Genomic DNA, 25575 nt, shown 5'->3' with positions numbered 1-25575 from the left:
AAAGAAGGCAACATCAAGGGACCTAAGGGTGACAAAGGTGAACAAGGTCTTCAAGGTCGTGATGGTCAAGACGGAGCACAAGGTTTACCAGGCCGCGATGGACGTGATGGAGCGCAAGGTCGTGACGGACGTGATGGACGCGACGGAAAAGACGTATTGAACGGCAAAGTTGATCCAACAACAGAAGGTAAAGACGGCGATAAATACGTTAACACAGAAACAGGTGACGTCTTCGTTAAGAATAACGGCAACTGGGAAAAAGAAGGCAACATCAAAGGACCTAAAGGGGACAAAGGTGAACAAGGTCTTCAAGGTCGTGATGGTCAAGACGGAGCACAAGGTTTACCAGGCCGCGATGGACGTGATGGAGCGCAAGGTCGTGACGGACGTGATGGACGCGACGGAAAAGACGTATTGAACGGCAAAGTTGATCCAACAACAGAAGGTAAAGACGGCGATAAATACGTTAACACAGAAACAGGCGACGTCTTCGTTAAGAATAACGGTAACTGGGAAAAAGAAGGCAACATCAAGGGACCTAAGGGTGACAAAGGTGAACGTGGAGAAGATGGTAAGACTCCAGAAGTAACTGTAACTCCAGGTAAAGACGGCCATAGTACTGACATTACATTCACTGTTCCAGGAAAAGATCCAGTTACAGTAAATGTTAAGGACGGAGAAAATGGTCTGAACGGTAAAACTCCAAAAGTTGATTTGCTTCGTGTCGAAGGACAAAATGGAAATCCATCCCATACAATTGTGACATTCTATACTGATGAAAACAATGATGGTAAATACACACCAGGAACTGATGAACTTCTAGGTTCAGAAATGATTAAAGATGGAGCTAAAGGTGCGGACGGCCGTGATGGTAAATCATTGCTTACTGTCAAAGATGGTAAAGAAACTAAAGTTTACCAAGAAGATCCAGCACATCCAGGTCAACCATTGAACCCTGAAAAACCTCTAGCAGTAATTAAAGACGGAGTGGATGGAGTCTCTCCAACAGTAACAGCTGTTCGTAAGGATGAAGAAGGACATAAAGGTGTAGAAATCACGGTGGACAACCATGATGGTTCACAACCAACTACAGTCTTTGTTCATGATGGTGAAAAAGGAGAAACTGGTGCAACAGGTCAAGATGGACAAACTCCTACAATTACAACTCAACGTGGTCAAGATGGTCAAAGCACTGTTGTCACTATCACAACACCAGGTAAAGATCCAGTAGCATTTACTGTGAAAGATGGTAAAAATGGTAGAGATGGACGTACACCACATATTGACTTAAATGCATTAGTGGATGCAGTAAGAAGAGGTGCTGGATTAGCTGTTAATCCACAACCTTCTGGAACATCAAGAAGTGCAAGAAGAGCGAGAAGTGTAGGGGATAATCCAGATGAGGGAACTCCATCAGCTCAACCAGTAGCTACAGACTCAACAGGTTCACAACCAGCAGCTACACAACCAGCGACTACCGATTCAACAGATTCACAACCAGTAGATGGTACTCGTATTACAGCCTACTATGATAACAATGGTAACGGTAAATATGATCCGGGAGTTGATGAATTAATTGGTACAAGCGATATCTTGAATGGTATCAATGGACGTAATGGTACAAATGGAGCTTCCGGACATGATGGACGTGATGGCCGAAACGGTGCTGAGTTACTAAGTGGAGCTACTGCCCCAACTGCTAAGGATGGTAAAGACGGTGATACTTATATCGATGCTAACACAGGAGACGTTTATAAGAAAAATAACGGAACTTGGGATAAGATTGGTAATATCCGTGGACCTCAAGGAGTAACCGGTGAAAAAGGCGACAAAGGTGAAAACGGGGCTAATGGAGCAGACGGTAAATCGCCAGTTGTAAATGTAACGGACAATGGAGATGGAACACACTCTATTACTGTTAGAAACCCTGATGGTTCTGAATCAACAACTAAAGTTAAAGATGGTAAAGACGGTAAAACTGCCAATATCACTACAACAGAAAATCCAGATGGAAGTCACACAATTACTGTAACAAATCCAGATGGAACAACTAAAGAAACAGTTGTTAAAAACGGTAAAGATGGTAAGACTCCAAAAGTTGAAGTAACTGATAACAATGATGGAACTCATACTGTTAAAGTTACAGATGGAGACGGCAATGTTGCTAACGCTATCATCAAAGATGGTAAAGACGGTAAAGCTGCAACAGCAACAACTACTGAAAACCCAGATGGAAGCCACACTGTAACAATCACTAACCCAGATGGAACTAAGAATGAATTCGTTGTGAAAAATGGACGTGACGGTGTTGACGGACGTACTCCAACCGCATCTGTTCGTGATAATGGAGACGGAAGTCATACAATCGTTATTACAAATCCAGAAGGTGTGACAACTGAAACCACAGTTCGTGATGGTAAATCACCAAAAGTTACTATTACTGACGAACAAAATGGAACTCATAAGATCTCAGTTCTAAATGGTGATGGAACAACTACTGAAACAATCATTAAAGATGGTAAATCACCAGTAGCAACAGTTAGAGATAACCAAGACGGTACTTACACTATTCGTGTAGAAAACGGTAATGGTACTGTTTCTGAAACCACAATTCGTGACGGTAAATCACCAACTGCTAAGGTTGTGGATAACGGTGATGGAACTCACACTATCACAGTTGTGAACTCAGACGGTACAACTACAACAACTACAGTTCGTGATGGTAAAGAACCAAAACTTGAAGTGATTGATAACAACAATGGTTCACACACTATTAAAGTTACTGGAGCTGATGGTAAAGAAACTACAACTACAATCTTTGATGGTAAATCACCAAAAGCGAACATCGTTGATAACGGAGACGGAACTCACACATTGACAATCGTTGATTCTGATGGCCGTGAATACAAATCTATTATCAAAGATGGTAAAGACGGTAAAGATGGCGTTTCACCAACTGTAACTGTTAAAAATAATAACGATGGAACTCACGTTGTTACAATCATTAATCCAGATGGAAGTAAAACAGAAATGGTGATTAAAGACGGTAAAGATGGTAAATCACCAAAAGTTTCTGTTGAAGATAATGGAGATGGTAGTCATACAATCACAATCATCAATTCTGACGGTACTGTGACAAAAACAGTCATTAAAGATGGAAAAGATGGTCGCGATGGTAAAGACGGCAAAGATGGTAAATGTGGATGCCAAGACAAACCAGTGACACCGTCAAATGAAAAACCAGTACCTCCAGTAGTTGATAAGCCAGAGGGACCTAAATTTGCAATACCAGAACCACCAGTTCACGAATTGCCAGAATTCAACGGTGGTGTGCCAGGAATGCCAGAAGTTCACGAATTACCAGAATTCAATGGTGGAGTACCAGGAATGCCTGAAGTACAAGAGGTACCAAAATTAGATATTCCAACAGTACCAGCGCAACCAACACCAAATGTGCCGACACCAGAAGTGCCAGTACAACCAACTCCAGTTGTTCCAACACCAGAAGTACCGGTCCAACCAGTACCTGCGGTTCCAGAACAACCAGTAGTACCAACACCGGCTCAACCAGCAACTCCAGTAAATGCTAACCCAGTAGTACCAACTCCAGTTAAAGAAAACCATGGGGACAAATTACCTGAGACTGGAAGCCAATCTGATTATATCTTTGTTCTTCTAGGTAGCGGTATTCTATTGAGCCTATATGTAGGTCGAAGAAAAGAAGATTAATCATCTAAAAGCAGTCACTAATTTCTCAAAAGAAGATGATAAGTGATAGATCTCGAATGAAAGAATATTCTTAGAACGATTTTCATATGATGGAAAAGAATGAAAAAAACCTTGAGCGGTAATGCTCAAGGTTTTTTGGCTCTTTGTCAACTGTAGTGGGTGACGAAAAGCTAACATTTAGAGAGGACCGGATAGGTCCTCTTTTTATGTATGTTTAGAGTGATGAAGACACGTTTCTTAAAGTTGGTGAAGTTTCTAAAACCGAATCCCAACCGTTTGATGTCTTTAATCAACTTGTTAGTCGCTTCTAGTTTCGCGTTTGAATAGTCTGTTTCTAGCGCATTCTGGATGTATTGCTTGTGTCTAATAAAAGTCCTAAAGACCGTTTGAAAGTAGTGATTGACCTTGCTCATGTTCTCCTCTATCAGCTCAAAGAACTCATCTACTCTCTTCTCCTGAAAGTGAAAAAGCAAAAGCTGATAAAGTGTATAGTAGTCAGTAAGCTCTTTTGAAAAGCCTAGTGTCTTCTCAACAACTTCATGTGGTGCTAAAGTTTGGCGGAAAGTCTTTGAATAAAAAGAGTTGAGAGATAGTTTACGGCTGTCCTTTTGGAAAAGTCGCCAATGATTTTTCAAGGCTCGATAGGGTAGTGACTTCTTATCGAGCTGGTTCATGGTTGCAATTCTTGTCTTTAAAAAAGCTCGACCAAGATGCTGGATAATGTGGAAACGATCAATAATGATTTCGGCGTTTGGGAAAAGTTTTTTGGCTAGTGGGATATAGGCTCCAGACCTATCCATTGTGATAAACTGCACCTGTTGGCGAGCTTTTAATGGATACTTTAAAAAGTAGTTTCGTATAGTGGTTTGACGGCGATTATCAAGGATGGTTATGAGTTCGTTTGTCTCATAATTCTGCGCCACAAAAGCCAATTTCCCTTTCTTGAACCCAAACTCATCCCAGGACATTATAGCTGGAAGTTTGTCATAATGTTTCTTGAAAGTGAACTGGTCAAGCTTACGATAGACAGTGGACGTCTACACACGAAACCTTCTGGCAATATCAGTTAGTGACACCTTCTCAGTTAGGAGTTGTGTAACCTTTTGTCGGACCAGATTAGAGATTTGGCAGTTTTTCTCAACGATAGATGTCTCAGCTACCATGACTCGTCTACAACTTTTACACTGGAAACGACGTTTTTTCAGACGTAGTAGTGTTGGAGTTCCGGCTTGCTCAAGAAGAGGGATTTTAGAAGGCTTTTGAAAGTCGTACTTGATCATCTTTCCATGGCAATGAGGACATAATGGTGCAGGGTAATCGAGTTTTGCTTGAATCTCGATATGAGTGTCAGTTTCAAAAACAAGTGAAATCTTGATATTTTGGTCTTTAATTCCGATTAATTCTGTGGTATTCTTAATAAGTCTCATAAGTTCTTCCTAATGATGGTTTGGTTGCTTTTCATTATAGTTCTTATGGGACTTTTTGTGTACACTTAAAAAAGCTCTATAATCTCTACAGTGGTTTTACCCACTACAGAAATTATAGAGCCGGTTTTTTTATCTTTGTCAACTGTAGTGGGTGACGAAAAGCTAACATCTAGAGAGGACCGGATAGGTCCTCTTTTTATGTATGTTCAGAGTGATGAAGACACGCTTCTTAAAGTTGATGAAGTTTCTAAAACCGAAACCCAACCGTTTGATGTCTTTGATCAACTTATTAGTTGCTTCAAGTTTTGCGTTTGAATAGTATGTTTTTAGTGAGTTTTTGATATATGGTTTTGTCTAAGAAAGGTCCTAAAGACTGTTTTGAAGTAGTGATTGACGTCTTTTAAGTTTTCTTGAATGAGTTCAAAAAACTCATCTACACTCTTCTCCTGAAAGTGAAAAAGCAAGAGCTGATAAAGTGTATAGTAGTCAGTAAGCTCTTCTGAAAAGCCTAGTGTCTTCTCAAGGACTTCATGTGGACTTAAGGTTTGGCCGAATGTCTTTGAATAAAAAGAGTTGAGAGATAACTTACGGCTGTCCTTTTGGAAGAGTCGCCAGTGATTTTTCAAAGCTCGATAAGGTAGTGACTTCTTATCAAACTAGTTCATAATGGCAATTCTTGTCTTCAAAAAGGCTTTACCAAGGTGCTGGATGATGTGGAAACGATCAAGAACGATTTTGGCATTTGGGAAAAGTCTTCGAGCTAGTGGAATATAAGCTCCAGACATATCCATCGTGATAAACTGTACCTTTTGGCGAGCTTTTAATGGATACTTTAAAAAGTAGTTTCGTATAGTGGTTTGGCGGCGATTATCAAGGATGGTTATGAGTTGGTTTGTCTCATAGTTCTGCGCCACAAAAGTCAATTCCCCTTTCTTGAACCCAAACTCATCCCAGGACATAACAGTAGGGAGCTTGTCATAATGTTCCTTGAAAGTAAACTGGTCAAGTTTTCGATAGACAGTGGACGTCGATACGCGAAGCTTTCTGGCAATATCAGTTAGTGAGACCTTCTCAGTTAGGAGTTGTGCAACCTTTTGTCGGACTAGATTGGAGATTTGGCAGTTTTTCTCAACGATTGATGTCTCACCAACCGTGACTCGTCTACAACTTTTACACTGAAAACGGCGCTTCTTAAGACGTAGTAGAGTTGGCGTTCCTGCTTGCTCGAGAAGAGGGATTTTAGAAGGCTTTTGAAAGTCGTACTTGATCATTTTTCCATGGCAATGAGGACATGATGGTGCAGGGTAATCGAGTTTTGCTTGAATCTCGATATGAGTGTCAGTTTCAAAAACAAGTGAAATCTTGATATTTTGGTCTTTAATTCCGATTAATTCTGTGGTATTCTTAATAAGTCTCATAAGTTCTTCCTAATGATGGTTTGGTCGCTTTTCATTATAGTTCTTATGGGACTTTTTGTGTACACTTAAAAAGCTCTATAATCTCTACAGTGGTTTTACCCACTACAGAAATTATAGAGTATTTACTAAAATAAAAAACTAGCTCAGCTAGTTTTTTTTTATTTTAGTCCGTAGTTATAATCATCGTCTTGCATAGCTTCAACAGTACCTAGAAGGTAACCATTACCAACTTGAGAGAAGAAATCGTGGTTGGATGTTCCTGTAGAAATACCATTCATAACGATTGGGTTAACATCGTTAGCAGAATCTGGGAAAAGAGGATCTTGTCCTAAATTCATCAATGCTTTGTTGGCGTTATAGCGAAGGAATGTCATTACTTCTTCAGTCCATCCAACACCGTCATAAAGAGATTTAGTGTAGAATTCTTCATTTTCATACAATTGATAGAGGAGATCATACATCCATTCACGGAAACTCTCTTGCTCTTCTTCAGGTAATTCGTTGAATCCTAGTTGGAACTTATAGCCAATATAGGTACCGTGAACAGATTCGTCACGGATAATGAGTTTGATAATTTCAGCGACATTAGCTAGCTTATTATTACCAAGATAATAGAGTGGAGTGAAGAAGCCTGAATAGAAAAGGAAGGTTTCAAGATAAGTTGAAGCAACTTTTTTCTGAAGTGGCGTTCCGTTTTCATAGATATCATTAATAATTTTTGCTTTAGTTTGCAAGTACTTGTTGCTGTTTGTCCACTCAAAAATTTCCTCAATTTCTGATTTAGTATTCAAAGTTGAGAAAATAGAAGAGTAAGATTTTGCGTGAACAGATTCCATAAACTGAATGTTGTTCAAGACAGCTTCTTCATGAGGTGTACGAACGTCTGCTCGAATGGCTTCAACACCCGTTTGGGATTGCATGGTATCTAGCAAGGTCAAACCGCCGAAAACTTTTCCAACTAAATCTTTTTCTTCAGCTGAAAGTTTACGCCAGTCATCAAGGTCATTTGAAAGGGGGATACGAGTATCTAACCAAAATTGTTCAGTTAATTTTTCCCAGGTAGATTTATCAATCGCATCTTCGATTTCATTCCAGTTAATGGCTTTATAGTAAGTTTCCATTAGAAACCTCTTTCTTTATTGATATCATTTCTATTTTATCATAATTAAAAATCATGATATAGTTTTTTGAGTTTATCTATTAAAAAAGTCGGCGAACCGACCTTTTTATGCATTTTATAAATAAGAGTAGTGAAGTTGTTAGCCTCATATCATCATCTTAAATGACACAGCTTTCACATTGGTTAGAGCCAACTTCTTCACCGTCATCTGTGTAAGTACGTATGTAGTAGATTGACTTGATTCCTTTGTTAAAGGCGTAGTTACGAAGGATAGAAAGGTCACGAGTTGTTTGTTTATTTTCTGTTTTCCATTCGTAAATTTCTTTAGGCAACTCACTACGCAAGAATAGGGTTAATGACAAACCTTGATCAACGTGTTCAGTCGCAGCGGCATAGACGTCGATAACTTTACGCATGTCCATGTCGTAGGCTGAAGTGTAGAAAGGAATAGTGTCTGTTGAAAGGCCGTTGGCTGGGTAGTAAATTTTTCCGATTTTCTTCTCTTGACGTTCTTCAATACGTTGTGTGATTGGATGAATAGAAGCAGAACAGTCGTTAATATAAGAGATTGAGCCATTTGGCGCAACAGCCAAACGGTTTTGATGGTAGAGTCCATCTTTCTTAACGAGTTCACGTAGTTCTTCCCAATCTTTGGCTTGTGGGATGAAGTGGCCATCGAAAAGTTCTTTGATACGATCAGATTTAGGAACATACTGGCCTGTAACGTATTTATCAAAGTATGAACCATCAGCATATTTAGATTTTTCAAAACCGACAAAGGTTTCGTGACGTTCACGGGCGATATTGTTAGATTCAACTAAAGTCCAGTAGTTCATAAGCATGAAGTAGATATTAGTGAATTCAACAGATTCGGGGCTACCATACTCGATATGGTGTTTAGCAAGGTAAGAGTGAAGCCCCATAGCTCCCAAACCAAAAGTATGAGCTTGTTGGTTACCATTTTTGATAGACGGTACAGCATCAATACTTGAGCTATCTGTAACAAAGGTAAGAGCACGTGTCATAGCCTTAATGGAACGACCAAAGTCAGGTGAAGTCATCATGTTCAGGATATTAGTAGATCCAAGGTTACATGAGATATCTGTACCGAGTTTAACAAATTCTTGAGCATCGTTAAGTTCACTTGGTGTTTGAACTTGGAGAATTTCAGAACAGAGGTTGGACATGACAATCTTACCATCAATTGGATTGTGTCGATTGGCTGTATCAACATTGACGATATATGGATAACCTGATTCTTGTTGGAGTTTAGAAATTTCAGTTTCTAACTCACGCGCATTAATCTTGGTTTTTGTGATATTTGGATTGGCAACCAATTCATCATACATAGCTGTAATATCAATGTAGTTATATGGTTTACCATACTCTTTTTCGACTGAGTAAGGGCTGAAGAGGTACATGTCTTCATTATTACGTGCCAACTCATAGAACTTATCTGGAACTGTAACACCAAGTGATAGTGTCTTAACACGTACCTTCTCATCAGCATTCTCTTTCTTAGTTGAAAGGAAGGCAAGGATATCTGGGTGGAAAACATCCAGATAAACAACACCAGCACCTTGGCGTTGACCAAGTTGGTTTGAGTAAGAGAAACTGTCTTCAAAAAGCTTCATAACTGGGACAACTCCAGAAGCAGCACCAGCATATCCCTTGATAGGAGCACCAGCTTCACGTAGGTTAGATAGGCTAATACCCACCCCTCCACCAATACGTGATAATTGGAGAGCTGAGTTAATAGAACGACCGATGGAATTCATGTCGTCTGTTACTTGAATAAGGAAACATGAGACGAGTTCTCCTCGACGACTGCGTCCAGCATTTAAAAATGAAGGAGTAGCAGGTTGATAACGTTGGTGAATCATTTCGTTAGCAAGGTCACTAGCCAGGTTTTCATCACCATCAGCGAAGTAAAGCGAATTGAAAAGAACACGATCTTCAATACTTTCAAGGTAAGACTCGCCATCGTTTGTTTTGAGGGCATATTGTTGGTAGAACTTGTAGGCTGCCATGAAAGATTGGAAGCGGAATTTTTGAGAATGAATGTCTGCAGACAATTTTTCGATGAAAGCAGGTTCGTATTTACCGATGAATTCAGACTCAATATAATCGTTCTCAATCAAATAATTAATTTTATCTGTGATGCTGTTGAATACCATTGAATTTGGCTTAACATTTTCAAGGAAGAAGGCACGAAGCGCTTCTTTATCCTTATGTAAAGGAATTTGACCGTTTACAGGACGATTAATTTCGTTGTTGAGGCGGAAGTAAGAAACATCGCCAAGATTTTTTAAAGACATAATACAGATACCAAGCTTAGTTTAAAGGTTAAAGTTAACATATTAAACTAAGCAAACAAGTTCCTTTCTATATAAAAACTTGATAATTAAAGGATTTCTTTAAGTTTAGTCGGTTGAAAACCTGAAAAGACGATATCGCCGGCTTCAATAACTGGAGCAGCAGTGAAACCGAGGCTTTTAACGTAATCGATTTTTTCTGGCTGTTCATCAATGTTGATTTCTTCGAAATCAGCACCTTCCTTTTCCAAGAATTTTTTAGTCATTTTGCACTGCATGCAGTTGTTTTTAGAAAACAATGTAATCTTTGCCATTGCAAATACTCCTTTATAAAAAGATTTTAAGTAGCCAAGAGCCACTTTTTAACTCTAATAGAATACCCAAAATATTGGGAAAAATCAAGAGCTTGAATCGACAAAATACAATATTTTGTGTTTAGTATTAAAACACAACCCTATATCTTGTGTTTTAAAGGCTTTTTTAGTTTCCTAAATTAAATAGGATTTGTTTATGGAATTGACTAAAAAAGAAACACCTAACTATGGATGTAATATAATATGACATAAAAATGCCGATTCTATTTGTTTTTTCAAAAAAAACAGTGTAGAATAGAGAAAATTTTTAACTAATGGAGGTTCAAGTATGCAAGAATACTGTTCAAATCTTACTGTAAATGGTAAGACATTCTCTTTCTATGATCTCGAAAAAGCAGCAAAATCTCATGATATTAAGGTCGGAGAACTACCTTATACCATTCGAATACTACTTGAAAGTCTCCTCCGAAAAAAAGATGGCGTCGATGTTAAGGAATCTCACATTTCTGATCTAATGAAATTTCCGAATTTTCCAACAATTTCCGAAGTACCTTTTAAACCAAGTCGTGTTATCTTACAAGATTTTACAGGAGTTCCTGTTGTTGTTGATTTAGCTTCAATGCGTGATGCTATAGTGGCTAGTGGTGGTAAAGCCGAATTTATTAACCCTGAGATTCCAGTAGATTTGGTCATTGACCACTCTGTCCAAGTGGACTCATACGGATGTGATACTGCTCTTGAAGATAATATCAATCTAGAGTTTAAACGTAATAACGAGCGTTATGAATTTCTTAAGTGGGCCGAACAGTCTTTTGAAAATTACCGTGCGGTTCCACCAGCAACAGGTATTATTCACCAGGTTAATATTGAATTTCTGAGTGATGTCATTATTGAAAAAGATGGGTTACTCTATCCTGATTCTATGTTTGGTACAGATAGTCACACGACTATGATTAATGGTATTGGCGTTCTTGGTTGGGGTGTTGGCGGTATTGAAGCTGAAGCAGCTATGCTAGGTGAAGCATCTTATTTCCCAATTCCAGAGGTTATTGGCGTACATCTGACAGGAGAGTTGCCTAAAATTGCAACGGCAACAGATTTGGCTCTCAAGATTACTCAGGTGCTTCGTTCTGAAAATGTGGTTGGTAAATTTGTTGAGTACTTTGGACCTGGCTTGAAGAGTTTATCTCTAGCTGACCGTGCTACAGTCGCTAATATGGCACCAGAATATGGTGCAACTTGTGGTTATTTTCCTATTGATGATGAGACTCTTAACTACATGCGTTTAACTAACCGTGATGAGGAACATATCCAAGTCACTGAAGCCTATACGAAAGCCAATCATCTTTTCTATGATCCAAGTAAAGAAGCCAAGTATACTAAGATTGTTGAAATTGATTTGTCAACCATTAAACCTTCGATCTCAGGTCCTAAACGTCCACAGGATTTGATTCTCTTATCCGATGCTAAGCAAGAATTTCAGGATGCAGTGGTACGAGAAGCAGGGGTACGTGGCTTTGGTTTAGATAAGGAAGAGTTAGAAAAAACTGCAACAGTCGACTTTGAGGATCATTCAGAAACAATTCAAACGGGTCATGTGGCCATTGCAGCGATTACATCATGTACCAATACTTCAAACCCTTACGTTCTTATGGCAGCCGGTCTTTTAGCTAAAAAAGCAGTTGAGAAAGGATTAAAAGTATCTCCAACAGTGAAGACATCTTTGGCACCAGGTTCTAAGGTTGTTACTGGTTATCTCAAAGCTTCAGGCTTGCAAACCTATCTAGATAAGCTTGGCTTTAACTTAGTAGGTTACGGTTGCACAACCTGTATTGGGAACTCAGGAGATTTACGTCCAGAAGTGGCTAAGGCTATTGTGGACACTGATTTATTAGCGAGTGCTGTTTTGTCAGGAAATCGTAATTTTGAAGGGCGTATTAATCCGCTTGTTAAAGCGAATTTCTTGGCTAGCCCACCATTAGTTGTTGCTTATGCCTTAGCTGGTAACACGAATATTGATTTGACAACTGAACCTTTAGGTTTTGACGACAATGGTCAAGCTGTTTATTTAGAGGAGATTATGCCATCTCGTGAAGAAATTGAGACTTATGTTGATAAATATGTCACCCGTCAACTCTTCCAAGATGAATATGCCAGTGTCTTTTCTGATAGTGAGAAGTGGAATGCCATTCCTACTGAACAAAGTCAAAATTATAAATGGAATCAAAACTCTACCTATATTCAAAATCCACCTTACTTTGATGCTTTAGGAGATGATTTGAGGATTAAACCATTGAAAGATTTGAAGGTTTTGGCTAAATTCGGAGATACGGTAACAACAGACCATATTTCTCCAGCAGGTAATATTGCTAGAAATAGTCCAGCAGCTCGTTATTTGACTGAGAATGGTGTTGATTATCAAGAATTTAATTCTTATGGTAGCCGTCGTGGAAATCACGAAGTCATGATGCGAGGAACCTTTGCTAATATTCGTATCAAGAATGAGCTAGCAGATGGAAAAATTGGTGGATATACTAAATATGATGGCGACATTTTACCTATATATGATGCTGCTATGAAATATAAAGAAGCTAATCAAGATACGCTTGTAATTGCCGGTAAGGATTATGGTATGGGCTCTAGTCGTGACTGGGCGGCTAAAGGTGCAAATCTCCTTGGTGTAAAAGCAGTGCTTGCTGAGAGTTTTGAGCGTATTCACCGTTCAAATCTAGTTATGATGGGGATTTTACCAGTACAATTTATGGAAGGGGAAAATGCTGAAAGTCTTGGATTGACAGGACATGAGACCTTTAGCTTTGACCTTTCAGAAAATCCTGGTGTTCATGATGTTATCACTGTTACAGCTTCAACACCTGAACAAACCAAAACCTTTAAAGCCTTGGTACGCTTTGATGCTGATGCTGATATTCGCTACTATAAAAATGGTGGTATCTTGCCAATGGTTGTAAGAAAAAAATTGAAGGGAGCCTAATATGACAACAGTTGAAATTAATGGACTTAAGGATATGATTGCCTGTAATACTAGGATTTCATCTATTATTGATGATCATTTATCGTATTCGGGATATGATATTTCCGAGTTTATGGTTAATAAAGCGTCTTTTGAAGAAGTGATTTATCTCTTGTGGAATGGTCATCTTCCTACGCAAATGGAACTCAAGTATTTTGAAGCTGAGTTGCGTAAGAACTATGATATTTCTGATGCTGTAGAGCAATGCATTCTTATCCAATCTCGGCCACACTTGCACCCAATGAGTGTTTTACGTTCAACAGTCTCCCTTCTTGGAGTTTATAATGTGGATGCCGAGGAAAGATCCATGGAGGCAATTTATCAGCAAAGTATTGAATTGATGGCTAAATTGCCTACAATTATTACGACTTTTGCACGCCTACGTACTGGTAAAATGCCCCTCAAACCAAGAGAAGATTTAGGGTTTGCGGCTAATTTTCTCTACATGCTGAATGGTGTAGAACCTTCTGAAATTGAAATTGAAGCTATGAATAAGGCTTTAATTCTTCATGCTGATCATGAGTTGAATGCCTCAACTTTTGCGGCGCGGGTTTGTGCTTCAACCCTGACAGATATCTATTCTTGTGTCACAACAGCTATTGGTGCTCTAAAAGGTCCCCTGCATGGTGGTGCTAATGAACGTGTCTTTGATATGCTTAAAGAAATCCGTGAATCCGGTGATGTTAATGCTTACTTGCAGGAAAAGCTTGACTCTAAAGAGAAAATTATGGGATTTGGACACCGTGTATACAAGAAACAGGATCCTCGTGAAATTTTCTTAAGAGATATGGCTAAAAAGTTGACAGAAGGTACCGACAACGAAGAATTCTTTAACATGTCTCAAGAAATTGAAGAATTCATGAAAGAAAAGAAGGGATTAATTCCCAATGTAGACTTCTATTCAGCCACCGTATACCATACTCTAGGAATTGACAGCGATATCTTCACACTTATCTTTGCTATGAGTCGTGTTGCCGGCTGGATTGCTCATATTCAAGAGCAACAAAAAAATAATAAATTGATTCGTCCACGCTCGCAGTACATCGGACAAGAAAATATGACGTATATTCCTTTAGAAAAACGCTAGGGAGGAAAGCTATATGGCAGAAAAAATCGTAATGACAAATGGACAGCTTCAAGTTTCTGATCGTCCAATTATCCCTTTTATTGAAGGGGATGGTGTTGGACATGATATCTGGAAGAATGCCCAAGCAATCTTTGACAAAGCAGTAGAAGTAGCCTATAAAGGAGAGCGTCATATTGAGTGGCAAGAGCTTCTAGCCGGTAAAAAGGCTTATGACAAAACTGGTGAATGGTTGCCGAAAGAGACTTTGGAGGCTATTCGAGAAAGTTTAGTAGCTATTAAGGGACCGCTTGAGACGCCAGTAGGTGGTGGTATTCGTTCTTTAAATGTAGCTTTACGTCAAGAACTTGATCTCTACGCTTGTGTTAGACCTGTTCGTTACTTTGACGGAGTAGCAAGTCCACTTAAGGAACCAGAAAAAACAAATATTACTATCTTCCGTGAAAATACCGAAGATATTTATGCGGGGATTGAATGGGAAGCAGGAACGGCAGATGTCAAGCGCGTGATTGAGTTTCTCCAGACAGAGATGAGTGTTAGTAAAATTCGCTTCCCAGAATCAAGTAGTATCGGAATCAAGCCAATTTCAATAGAAGGAAGTAAACGTCTCATTCGCTCGGCTATCGACTATGCTCTCAAAAACAATCTAAAGAAAGTGACATTGGTTCATAAAGGAAATATTCAAAAATTCACAGAAGGTGGCTTCCGTAAATGGGGTTATGAAGTGGCTCAGGAAGACTATAAAGAAGAATTGCTGGCTGGTCGTTTAGAGATTAATGATATAATCGCGGATAACTTTCTCCAACAGATTCTTTTGAATCCAGAAAAATTTGATGTTGTTGCCTTAACTAACTTGAATGGTGATTATGCCAGTGATGCCTTGGCTGCACAAGTTGGTGGTATAGGCATCTCCCCTGGAGCTAACATTAATTATCAAACAGGTCATGCAATTTTTGAAGCAACACATGGAACAGCTCCGGATATTGCGGATCAAGATAAGGCTAATCCTTGCTCAGTTCTATTATCTGGCTGCATGCTTCTAGACTATATTGGTTGGACTGAGGCAGCTCAACTGATTACAAGTGCTATTGAGAAGACATTTAAAGCTAATATCTTTACAGCTGACTTAGCATTTGGGAAACAAGCATATTCAACGAGTGCTTTTAGCAATCAAATTCTTTCAATTATGTGATTGTTTTTGCTCGAAAATGAAAATTAACGATTGAAAACACCATGAAAGAAATTTTCTGAAAATGTTGTAAATAACTAGAGACTAGTATTTGCTTATGTTTTGAAAAATGAAAATGACCAGTAAAATGAGAGACAAGCTTTTGAAAAACTTGTAGAAAGTGCGTTTTAACCTTGATAATATCAAACAGCTATGTTATAATTCTAAATTGTAAGGGTTATCATTGATAACTCAAATATTCCAAATTAAGAAGGAGAGTCCATTATGGCTTCTAAAGATTTCCACATTGTTGCAGAAACAGGTATCCACGCACGTCCAGCTACTTTGCTTGTTCAAACAGCTAGCAAATTTGCTTCAGATATCACTCTTGACTACAAAGGTAAAGCAGTTAACCTTAAATCTATCATGGGTGTTATGAGCCTTGGTGTTGGTCAAGGTGCTGACGTAACTATCTCTGCAGAAGGTGCTGATGCTGATGACGCAATCGCAGCAATCGCAGAAACAATGACAAAAGAAGGATTGGCATAAAAATATGACAGAAGTGCTTAAAGGAATCGCGGCATCTGATGGTGTTGCAGTTGCTAAGGCATATCTGCTTGTTCAACCGGACTTGTCATTTGAAACTGTTACAGTTGAAGATACAAGTGCAGAAGAGGCTCGTCTAGATGCTGCTCTAGCGGCGTCGCAAGACGAGCTTTCTGTTATCCGTGAAAAAGCAGTTGAAAGCCTTGGTGAAGAAGCGGCAGCCGTTTTTGATGCTCATTTGATGGTTCTTGCTGACCCAGAAATGACTGGTCAAATCAAAGAAACTATCCGTGCTAAACAAGTTAATGCCGAAGCTGCTTTGACAGAAGTAACTAACATGTTTATCGCGATCTTTGAAGGTATGGAAGATAACCCATACATGCAAGAACGTGCAGCGGATATTCGTGACGTTACTAAACGTGTGCTTGCAAACTTGCTTGGTAAGAAATTGCCAAACCCAGCAACAATCGATGAAGAATCAATCGTTGTTGCTCATGATTTGACACCATCTGATACAGCTCAGTTGAACAAAAAGTACGTAAAAGCTTTTGTTACTAATATCGGTGGACGTACTAGTCACTCTGCAATCATGGCTCGTACACTTGAAATTGCAGCCGTTCTCGGTACAAATAACATCACTGAACTTGTTAAAGATGGTGACATTTTAGCTGTTTCAGGTATTACTGGTGAAGTTGTTATTAATCCAACTGAAGAACAAATTGCTGAGTTTAAAGCAGCTGGTGAAGCTTACGCTAAACAAAAGGCAGAGTGGGCTCAACTTAAAGATGCTCAAACAGTTACTGCTGATGGAAAACACTTCGAGTTAGCTGCAAACATCGGTACACCTAAAGATGTTGAAGGTGTTAACGATAATGGTGCAGAAGCAGTTGGTCTTTATCGTACAGAATTCTTGTATATGGATTCTCAAGACTTCCCAACTGAAGAAGACCAATATGAAGCATACAAAGCAGTTCTTGAAGGTATGAATGGTAAACCTGTTGTTGTTCGTACAATGGATATCGGTGGGGATAAAGAACTTCCTTACTTTGACCTTCCTAAAGAAATGAATCCATTCTTGGGTTACCGTGCATTACGTATTTCTATCTCTGAAACTGGTAACCAAATGTTCCGTACTCAATTACGTGCCTTGCTTCGTGCTTCTGTTCACGGTAAATTGCGTATTATGTTCCCAATGGTTGCTTTGTTGACTGAATTCCGTACTGCTAAAGGTATTCTTGAAGAAGAAAAAGCTAAATTGGTTGCTGAAGGTGTTGCCGTTGCAGACGACATCGAAGTAGGTATCATGATTGAAATCCCAGCTGCAGCAATGCTTGCTGATCAATTTGCTAAGGAAGTTGATTTCTTCTCAATTGGTACGAACGACCTTATCCAATACACTATGGCTGCTGACCGTATGAACGAACAAGTGTCATACCTTTACCAACCATATAACCCATCAATCCTTCGTTTGATTAACAATGTTATCAAAGCGGCTCACGCTGAAGGTAAATGGGCTGGTATGTGTGGTGAAATGGCCGGTGACCAAACTGCTGTTCCACTTCTTGTCGGAATGGGCTTGGATGAGTTCTCAATGTCAGCTACTTCAGTACTTCGTACACGTAGCTTGATGAAGAAACTTGACACAGCTAAAATGGAAGAATACGCTAATCGTGCGCTTACTGAATGTTCAACAATGGAAGAAGTTCTTGAACTTTCAAAAGAATATGTTAACGTAGATTAATCAAAAAAAGTGGAGGCTTGAGCTTTCACTTTTTTTATATCTAAAAATAGCATAAAAATCTAGTTATCCGCATAAAAACTGGACTTATCACACTTTATCAAGGTCAAAACCACTCAATTTACTACTAATTTACTACTTATGAATGAGCTTTGATACGACGATTTATCCTTGAAAAGTGAAGATATAAAGATACTTCCAATAAAATTTGAATATTTAATAGGTAGACACTTCAAAAAATGAGGTGTCTATTTTTTTACCCGATTTTGAAAGGAAGTGAACTTATGAAAACAAAAAATCAAGAATCAAAAGGTCGTTCCCCACTCTTTAAGACCATCAAACATTCATTCAGCCAATAAAAAAGAAAGGATAGGTAAAAATATGGAACTTAAATTTGTGATTCCCAACATGGAAAAAACATTCGGCAATTTAGAATTTGCTGGCGAGGATAAAGTCGTTCAGCGAAGAATCAACGGACGGCTAACTGTCTTATCAAGAAGCTATAATCTCTATTCTGATGTTCAAAGAGCAGATGATATTGTGGTGGTGCTTCCTGCTGAAGCTGGCGAAAAACATTTCGGCTTTGAGGAACGTGTGAAGTTAGTCAATCCACGTATTACCGCAGAGGGCTACAAAATCGGCACTCGTGGTTTTACAAATTACCTTTTACATGCTGACGACATGATAAAAGAATAAAGAAAGAGAGGAAAAATGATGAGATTAGCAAATGGCATTGTATTAGATAAAGACACGACTTTTGGAGAATTGAAATTCTCTGCTCTACGTCGTGAAGTGAGAATCCAAAATGAAGACGGGTCGGTTTCAGATGAAATCAAGGAACGTACCTATGACTTAAAATCCAAAGGACAAGGACGCATGATTCAAGTAAGTATTCCTGCCAGCGTGCCTTTGAAAGAGTTTGATTATAACGCACGGGTGGAACTTATCAATCCCATTGCGGACACCGTTGCTACTGCCACCTATCAAGGAGCAGATGTTGACTGGTATATCAAGGCAGACGATATTGTGCTGACAAAGGATTCTAGTTCATTCAAAGCTCAACCACAAGCAAAGAAAGAACCGACACAAGACAAATAGTCGCTAGGTAGAAAGGAGACTTTTTCGCATGAAACAGCGTGGTAAAAGGATTCGCCCATCTGGTAAAGATTTAGTCTTTCATTTTACGATAGCGTCACTCCTGCCTGTTTTCCTGCTGGTTGTCGGACTGTTTCATGTGAAGACAATCCAGCAGATCAACTGGCAGGATTTTAACCTATCACAAGCAGATAAGATTGACATTCCCTATTTAATTATCAGTTTCAGTGTCGCAATTCTTATCTGCTTGCTGGTAGCGTTTGTATTCAAACGGGTTCGCTATGATACGGTTAAACAACTTTACCACCGTCAAAAACTGGCAAAGATGATACTTGAAAACAAGTGGTATGAATCTGAACAGGTCAAAACAGAGGGTTTCTTTAAAGATAGTGCTGGTCGTACAAAGGAAAAGATAACCTACTTCCCTAAAATGTATTATCGACTTAAAAATGGCTTGATACAGATACGGGTGGAAATCACGCTGGGAAAATATCAAGACCAACTCTTACACTTGGAAAAGAAATTAGAGAGTGGCTTGTACTGTGAGCTGACGGATAAAGAGTTAAAGGATTCCTATGTGGAATATACTTTGCTCTATGACACCATAGCCAGTCGTATTTCTATTGATGAAGTAGAAGCTAAAGATGGTAAACTTCGCTTAATGAAAAACGTATGGTGGGAATATGATAAGCTCCCTCATATGTTGATTGCTGGTGGTACAGGTGGCGGTAAAACTTACTTTATACTGACACTGATTGAAGCCTTGCTTCATACAGATTCAAAACTGTATATTCTTGACCCGAAAAATGCTGACCTTGCGGACTTAGGTTCTGTGATGGCAAATGTCTACTATAGAAAAGAAGACTTGCTTTCTTGCATTGAAACATTCTATGAAGAAATGATGAAACGTAGTGAGGAAATGAAGCAGATGAAGAACTATAAGACTGGCAAAAATTATGCTTACTTAGGTCTCCCGGCACACTTCTTAATCTTTGATGAATACGTCGCTTTCATGGAAATGCTGGGAACAAAAGAAAACACCGCAGTTATGAATAAGCTGAAACAGATTGTCATGTTAGGTCGTCAAGCTGGCTTCTTTCTAATACTGGCTTGTCAACGTCCAGACGCAAAATATTTAGGCGACGGAATCCGTGATCAGTTTAATTTCAGAGTGGCTTTAGGTCGTATGTCTGAAATGGGCTATGGCATGATGTTTGGCAGTGACGTACAAAAGGATTTCTTCTTAAAGCGAATCAAAGGTCGTGGCTATGTTGATGTAGGAACAAGTGTCATATCAGAGTTTTATACTCCCCTTGTACCAAAAGGATATGATTTCTTGGAGGAAATTAAAAAGTTATCCAACAGCAGACAGTCCACGCAGGCGACGTGCGAAGCGGAAGTCGCAGGTGTGGACTGATCTTGCTGGCTGGTGTGGCAATAGCCACGCCAGCACTTAACCCCCCGTATCTAACAGGGGGGTACAAATCGACAGGAAACAGTCAAAAAAACATTAGAAAATCCTTTGGTTACAAGGGATTTACAAAATTTCAGCGTATGTCAAATGGGCTTTAAAAGTTGACATACGCCTTTTTGATTGGAGGGATTTTTACTGAATGAACAAACTTGGTTACAGCATTTAAAAGAAAAACGCTTGGCTTATGGACTATCTCAAAACCGTTTAGCTGTTGCGACTGGTATTACAAGGCAGTATCTAAGCGATATTGAAACAGGAAAAGTCAAGCCATCAGAGGATTTACAGCAGTCCCTTTGGGAAGCTCTGGAACGCTTCAATCCCGACGCTCCCCTTGAAATGCTGTTTGATTATGTAAGGATTCGCTTTCCGACAACAGACGTACAGCAGGTGGTCGAAAACATCTTACAACTGAAACTGTCCTATTTTCTTCATGAGGACTATGGTTTCTATTCTTATTCAGAGCATTATGCTTTAGGCGACATATTCGTCCTTTGCTCCCATGAACTGGACAAAGGAGTTCTGGTGGAATTGAAAGGTCGTGGGTGCAGACAATTTGAAAGCTATCTTCTGGCACAACAAAGAAGCTGGTATGAGTTCTTTATGGACGTTTTGGTGGCTGGCGGTGTGATGAAACGCCTTGACCTTGCCATTAACGATAAGACAGGGATTTTGAATATCCCTGTACTCACTGAAAAGTGCCAACAGGAAGAATGTATCTCCGTCTTCCGCAGTTTTAAAAGCTATCGCAGTGGCGAACTGGTACGCAAAGAGGAAAAGGAATGTATGGGAAACACCCTCTATATCGGTTCATTACAAAGTGAAGTTTATTTCTGTATCTATGAAAAGGACTACGAGCAGTACAAGAAAAATGATATTCCCATTGAAGACGCAGAAGTAAAAAACCGTTTTGAGATTCGATTGAAAAATGAGCGTGCCTATTATGCAGTCCGTGATTTACTCGTCTATGACAATCCAGAGCATACCGCCTTTAAAATTATCAATCGGTATATCCGTTTTGTAGATAAAGACGATTCCAAACCTCGTTCTGATTGGAAACTGAATGAAGAATGGGCTTGGTTTATTGGGAACAATCGTGAACGATTAAAACTAACCACAAAACCAGAGCCTTACTCCTTCCAAAGGACGCTGAACTGGCTATCTCATCAAGTTGCCCCGACCTTAAAGGTTGCGATTAAACTTGATGAAATCAACCAGACGCAGGTTGTAAAAGACATTCTCGACCATGCGAAACTGACAGACCGACACAAGCAGATTTTGAAGCAACAGTCAGTAAAAGAACAGGACGTGATAACAACAAAAAAATAACTCAAATACAAATTCATTGAATATAGAGAGGAGAACATTTTTATGAATTTTGGACAAAACCTTTATAACTGGTTTCTATCAAACGCTCAATCACTGGTGCTTTTAGCAATCGTTGTGATTGGCTTGTATCTTGGCTTCAAGCGTGAGTTTAGCAAACTGATTGGCTTTTTAATTATTGCGATTATTGCGGTTGGCTTAGTCTTCAACGCTGCTGGAGTAAAAGACATTTTACTAGAGCTATTCAATCGCATTATTGGTGCTTAAATAAAACCGTTCTTTTGTGGAATATAAGTGGTTTTCTTATGTTCCGCAAAGGAATGGTACACCAAACGAAGTGCGGTAGGGATTTTTGAATCTCTACAAAGAAAGGACGTGAATATATGGACGATATGCAAGTCTATATTGCGAATTTAGGCAAATACAATGAGGGCGAATTGGTCGGTGCGTGGTTTACCTTTCCCATTGACTTTGAGGAAGTCAAAGAGAAAATCGGCTTGAATGATGAATATGAGGAATACGCCATTCATGACTACGAGTTACCCTTTACGGTTGACGAATACACTTCCATTGGCGAACTCAATCGACTATGGGAAATGGTATCGGAATTACCCGAAGAATTACAATCGGAGCTATCTGCTCTGCTCACTCATTTTTCAAGCATTGAAGAACTAAGCGAACATCAAGAGGATATTATCATTCATTCCGATTGTGATGATATGTATGACGTGGCACGCTACTACATTGAAGAAACGGGTGCTTTAGGCGAAGTACCAGCTAGTCTTCAAAACTATATTGATTATCAAGCCTATGGTCGGGATTTAGACCTTTCAGGAACGTTTATCTCAACCAATCATGGGATTTTTGAAATCGTCTATTAAATCTGTCGGTACATTACTACTGGCAGATTTTCTATTTTACGGGGTGGCTCAATCAGCTACCCCTATTTTTTATGAAAGGATTGATTACATGAAGAAAATACGAAGCTATACCAGTATCTGGTCTGTGGAAAAGGTACTGTATTCTATCAATGATTTTAGACTTCCGTTTCCCATAACCTTTACGCAAATGACATGGTTTGTCGTGTCACTCTTTGCAGTGATGATACTTGGCAACTTGCCCCCTCTTTCCATGATAGAGGGAGCATTTCTCAAATACTTTGGGATTCCTGTGGCTTTCACATGGTTTATGTCTACAAAAACTTTTGATGGTAAAAAGCCTTATGGATTTTTGAAGTCTGTCATTGCTTATGCACTGCGACCAAAGCTGACCTATGCAGGAAAAAAAGTAACGCTTGGCAGAAACCAGCCACAAGAAGCCATTACAGCAGTTAGGAGTGAATTTTATGGCATATCCAATTAAATACATTGAAAACAATCTCGTCTGGAATAAAGACGGGGAATGTTATGCTTACTATGAGCTTGTTCCTTACAATTACTCATTTCTAAGTCCAGAACAGAAAATACAAGTGCATGATTCTTTCAGACAGCTTATCGCACAAAATCGTGATGGCAAAATTCATGCTTTACAAATCAGTACAGAATCCAGCATACGTTCTGCACAAGAGCGTTCCAAAAATGAAGTCACTGGCAAGCTCAAAGCGGTTGCCTATGACAAAATCGACCAACAGACAGACGCTTTAATATCCATGATTGGCGAAAATCAAGTGAACTACCGTTTCTTTATCGGCTTTAAGTTGCTTCTCAACGATCAGGAGTTTTCTATGAAAAGTCTTACCGTTGAAGCAAAAAATGCTTTGTCTGATTTTGTCTATGATGTGAACCATAAGCTGATGGGCGATTTTGTTAGTATGAGTAATGATGAAATCCTGCGTTTTCAGAAGATGGAAAAGCTCTTAGAAAATAAAATCTCTCGTCGTTTCAAAATCCGCAGGTTAGATAAGGACGACTTCGGCTATCTGATTGAACACCTTTACGGACAGACAGGCACTGCCTATGAAGAGTATGAGTACCATCTATCAAAGAAAAAGCTGGATAATGAAACGCTGATTAAATACTATGACTTGATTAAGCCTACTCGCTGTTTGGTGGAAGAAAAACAGCGATATTTGAAAATCCAGCAGGAAGATGAAACCGTCTATGTAGCTTACTTTACCATTAACAGCATTGTCGGAGAACTGGACTTCCCGTCCTCTGAAATCTTCTACTACCAGCAACAGCAATTTACATTCCCGATTGATACGTCAATGAATGTGGAAATTGTAGCGAATCGTAAAGCCCTATCTACTGTCCGCAATAAAAAGAAAGAACTGAAAGACTTGGATAACCACGCTTGGCAAAGTGATAATGAAACCAGCTCCAATGTGGCGGAAGCTCTGGAAAGTGTGAATGAGCTGGAAACCAATTTAGACCAAAGCAAGGAATCTATGTACAAGCTGTCTTATGTGGTAAGGGTATCAGCAAATGATCTTGACGAACTCAAACGTCGTTGTAATGAAGTGAAAGATTTTTATGACGATTTAAGCGTAAAACTGGTACGACCATTTGGGGATATGCTCGGCTTACATGAAGAATTTTTACCTGCCAGCAAGCGTTATATGAATGATTATATTCAATACGTGACCTCTGATTTCCTCGCTGGTTTAGGTTTTGGTGCTACTCAAATGCTGGGGGAAAATGAGGGGATTTATGTTGGCTACAGCTTAGATACTGGACGCAATGTCTATCTGAAACCTGCTCTTGCCAGTCAAGGGGTTAAGGGTTCAGTAACCAATGCGTTAGCGTCGGCTTTTGTTGGTTCGCTGGGTGGTGGTAAATCCTTTGCGAATAACCTTATCGTCTATTATGCGGTGCTTTATGGGGCACAAGCAGTGATTGTAGACCCAAAAGCAGAACGTGGCAGATGGAAAGAAACCTTGCCAGAGATTTCCCATGAAATCAATATCGTCACTCTGACTTCTGATGAGAAAAACAAAGGCTTACTTGACCCTTATGTGATTATGAAAAATCCCAAAGATTCTGAATCACTGGCTATTGATATTCTGACATTCCTTACGGGGATTTCCTCTCGTGATGGGGAACGCTTCCCAATCCTTAGAAAAGCCATTCGTGCAGTAACCAATAGTGAAGTACGAGGGTTGATGAAAGTGATTGAGGAATTACGGGTTGAGAATACGCCACTAAGTACCAGTATAGCCGACCATATCGAAAGTTTTACAGACTATGACTTTGCACATTTATTATTCAGTAATGGTTATGTGGAGCAGTCTATCAGCTTAGAAAAACAACTGAACATTATACAGGTTGCGGACTTGGTACTTCCCGACAAGGAAACTTCCTTTGAGGAATATACCACTATGGAGCTTTTATCCGTTGCTATGCTGATTGTCATTAGTACCTTTGCTTTAGACTTTATCCATACAGACCGAAGCATTTTCAAGATTGTAGATTTAGACGAAGCATGGAGCTTTTTACAGGTAGCACAAGGAAAAACACTATCTATGAAGCTGGTTCGGGCTGGTCGTGCTATGAACGCTGGGGTATATTTCGTGACCCAAAATACAGACGACCTCTTAGATGAAAAACTGAAAAATAACCTCGGCTTAAAATTTGCATTTCGTTCCACTGACCTTAACGAGATTAAAAAGACCTTAGCCTTTTTTGGTGTAGACCCAGAGGACGAAAACAATCAGAAGCGATTGCGTGATTTGGAAAACGGGCAATGCCTTATCAGTGATTTATATGGTCGTGTCGGTGTGATACAGTTCCACCCTGTATTTGAAGAACTGCTCCATGCCTTTGATACCAGACCACCTGTGCGAAAAGAGGTGTAA

General features: G+C 39.4%; 18 protein-coding genes and 2 pseudogenes. 15 read left to right on the top strand and 5 right to left on the bottom strand.

Annotation, left to right across the window (positions count from 1 at the left end):
* Positions 1-3729, top strand: a 3729-nt coding sequence (locus tag RDY04_RS07190; RefSeq protein ID WP_308000855.1) for an LPXTG cell wall anchor domain-containing protein, incomplete at its 5' end; no start/stop codon positions are given.
* 177 nt (positions 3730-3906) lie between these two features.
* Here the strand turns inward: RDY04_RS07190 and RDY04_RS07185 are convergent.
* The 5 genes and pseudogenes from RDY04_RS07185 to nrdH form a co-directional block, all read right to left on the bottom strand.
* Positions 3907-5156 (bottom strand): annotated as a pseudogene (locus tag RDY04_RS07185) (ISL3 family transposase).
* A gap of 169 nt (positions 5157-5325) precedes the next feature.
* Positions 5326-6574 (bottom strand): annotated as a pseudogene (locus RDY04_RS07180) (ISL3 family transposase).
* 158 nt (positions 6575-6732) lie between these two features.
* Positions 6733-7695, bottom strand: coding sequence for a class 1b ribonucleoside-diphosphate reductase subunit beta (gene nrdF, locus RDY04_RS07175; RefSeq protein WP_295494304.1), 963 nt, complete (start codon positions 7693-7695; stop codon positions 6733-6735).
* 157 nt (positions 7696-7852) lie between these two features.
* On the bottom strand, positions 7853-10012 hold the full coding sequence (nrdE, locus tag RDY04_RS07170; protein WP_303951115.1) for a class 1b ribonucleoside-diphosphate reductase subunit alpha: 2160 nt from the start codon (positions 10010-10012) through the stop codon (positions 7853-7855).
* Between the two features lie 86 nt (positions 10013-10098).
* The gene (nrdH, locus tag RDY04_RS07165) at positions 10099-10323 is read right to left on the bottom strand and encodes a glutaredoxin-like protein NrdH (protein ID WP_004182714.1); all 225 of its coding nucleotides are present in this window, start codon (positions 10321-10323) and stop codon (positions 10099-10101) included.
* A gap of 328 nt (positions 10324-10651) precedes the next feature.
* On the opposite strand from nrdH, the gene acnA reads away from it, so the two are divergent.
* The 14 genes from acnA to RDY04_RS07095 all read left to right on the top strand — a co-directional run bounded on the left by acnA (position 10652) and on the right by RDY04_RS07095 (position 25575).
* Positions 10652-13315 carry an aconitate hydratase AcnA gene (gene acnA, locus RDY04_RS07160; protein WP_303951122.1) on the top strand — a complete coding sequence of 888 codons (2664 nt, stop codon included), beginning with the start codon at positions 10652-10654 and terminating at the stop codon, positions 13313-13315.
* Between the two features lies 1 nt (position 13316).
* Positions 13317-14441 (top strand): citrate synthase, encoded by a 1125-nt coding sequence (locus RDY04_RS07155; RefSeq protein WP_303951123.1) that lies wholly within the window; start codon positions 13317-13319, stop codon positions 14439-14441.
* Between the two features lie 13 nt (positions 14442-14454).
* Positions 14455-15630 carry an NADP-dependent isocitrate dehydrogenase gene (gene icd / locus RDY04_RS07150; protein ID WP_303951126.1) on the top strand — a complete coding sequence of 392 codons (1176 nt, stop codon included), beginning with the start codon at positions 14455-14457 and terminating at the stop codon, positions 15628-15630.
* Between the two features lie 261 nt (positions 15631-15891).
* A complete protein-coding gene (locus RDY04_RS07145; protein ID WP_002884015.1) occupies positions 15892-16155 on the top strand; it encodes a phosphocarrier protein HPr in 264 nt (87 codons plus the stop codon).
* A gap of 4 nt (positions 16156-16159) precedes the next feature.
* Positions 16160-17893, top strand: coding sequence for a phosphoenolpyruvate--protein phosphotransferase (gene ptsP, locus RDY04_RS07140; RefSeq protein ID WP_303951142.1), 1734 nt, complete (start codon positions 16160-16162; stop codon positions 17891-17893).
* A 378-nt stretch (positions 17894-18271) separates the two neighbouring features.
* Positions 18272-18586, top strand: coding sequence for a YdcP family protein (locus tag RDY04_RS07135; RefSeq protein ID WP_000420682.1), 315 nt, complete (start codon positions 18272-18274; stop codon positions 18584-18586).
* 15 nt (positions 18587-18601) lie between these two features.
* On the top strand, positions 18602-18988 hold the full coding sequence (locus RDY04_RS07130; protein WP_000985015.1) for a YdcP family protein: 387 nt from the start codon (positions 18602-18604) through the stop codon (positions 18986-18988).
* A 28-nt stretch (positions 18989-19016) separates the two neighbouring features.
* Positions 19017-20402 (top strand): FtsK/SpoIIIE domain-containing protein, encoded by a 1386-nt coding sequence (locus RDY04_RS07125; RefSeq protein WP_000813488.1) that lies wholly within the window; start codon positions 19017-19019, stop codon positions 20400-20402.
* A 2-nt stretch (positions 20403-20404) separates the two neighbouring features.
* Positions 20405-20557 carry a hypothetical protein gene (locus RDY04_RS07120; RefSeq protein WP_000879507.1) on the top strand — a complete coding sequence of 51 codons (153 nt, stop codon included), beginning with the start codon at positions 20405-20407 and terminating at the stop codon, positions 20555-20557.
* A gap of 22 nt (positions 20558-20579) precedes the next feature.
* Positions 20580-21785 carry a MobT family relaxase gene (mobT, locus tag RDY04_RS07115; RefSeq protein WP_000398284.1) on the top strand — a complete coding sequence of 402 codons (1206 nt, stop codon included), beginning with the start codon at positions 20580-20582 and terminating at the stop codon, positions 21783-21785.
* 42 nt (positions 21786-21827) lie between these two features.
* A complete protein-coding gene (locus RDY04_RS07110) occupies positions 21828-22049 on the top strand; it encodes a hypothetical protein (RefSeq protein ID WP_001009056.1) in 222 nt (73 codons plus the stop codon).
* A 116-nt stretch (positions 22050-22165) separates the two neighbouring features.
* On the top strand, positions 22166-22663 hold the full coding sequence (locus RDY04_RS07105; RefSeq protein WP_000342539.1) for an antirestriction protein ArdA: 498 nt from the start codon (positions 22166-22168) through the stop codon (positions 22661-22663).
* Between the two features lie 88 nt (positions 22664-22751).
* A complete protein-coding gene (locus RDY04_RS07100) occupies positions 22752-23144 on the top strand; it encodes a conjugal transfer protein (protein ID WP_000723888.1) in 393 nt (130 codons plus the stop codon).
* Positions 23128-25575: an ATP-binding protein gene (locus RDY04_RS07095; RefSeq protein WP_000331160.1), complete on the top strand. Its 2448-nt coding sequence runs from the start codon at positions 23128-23130 to the stop codon at positions 25573-25575. Before RDY04_RS07100 ends, RDY04_RS07095 begins: the two co-directional genes overlap by 17 nt.

It is taken from the genome of uncultured Streptococcus sp. (genome assembly GCF_902463925.1).
In the GTDB taxonomy this organism is placed as follows: domain Bacteria; phylum Bacillota; class Bacilli; order Lactobacillales; family Streptococcaceae; genus Streptococcus.
The sequence above is the reverse complement of the archived record's forward strand: the minus strand, read 5'-3'. Positions and strand labels throughout refer to the sequence as shown.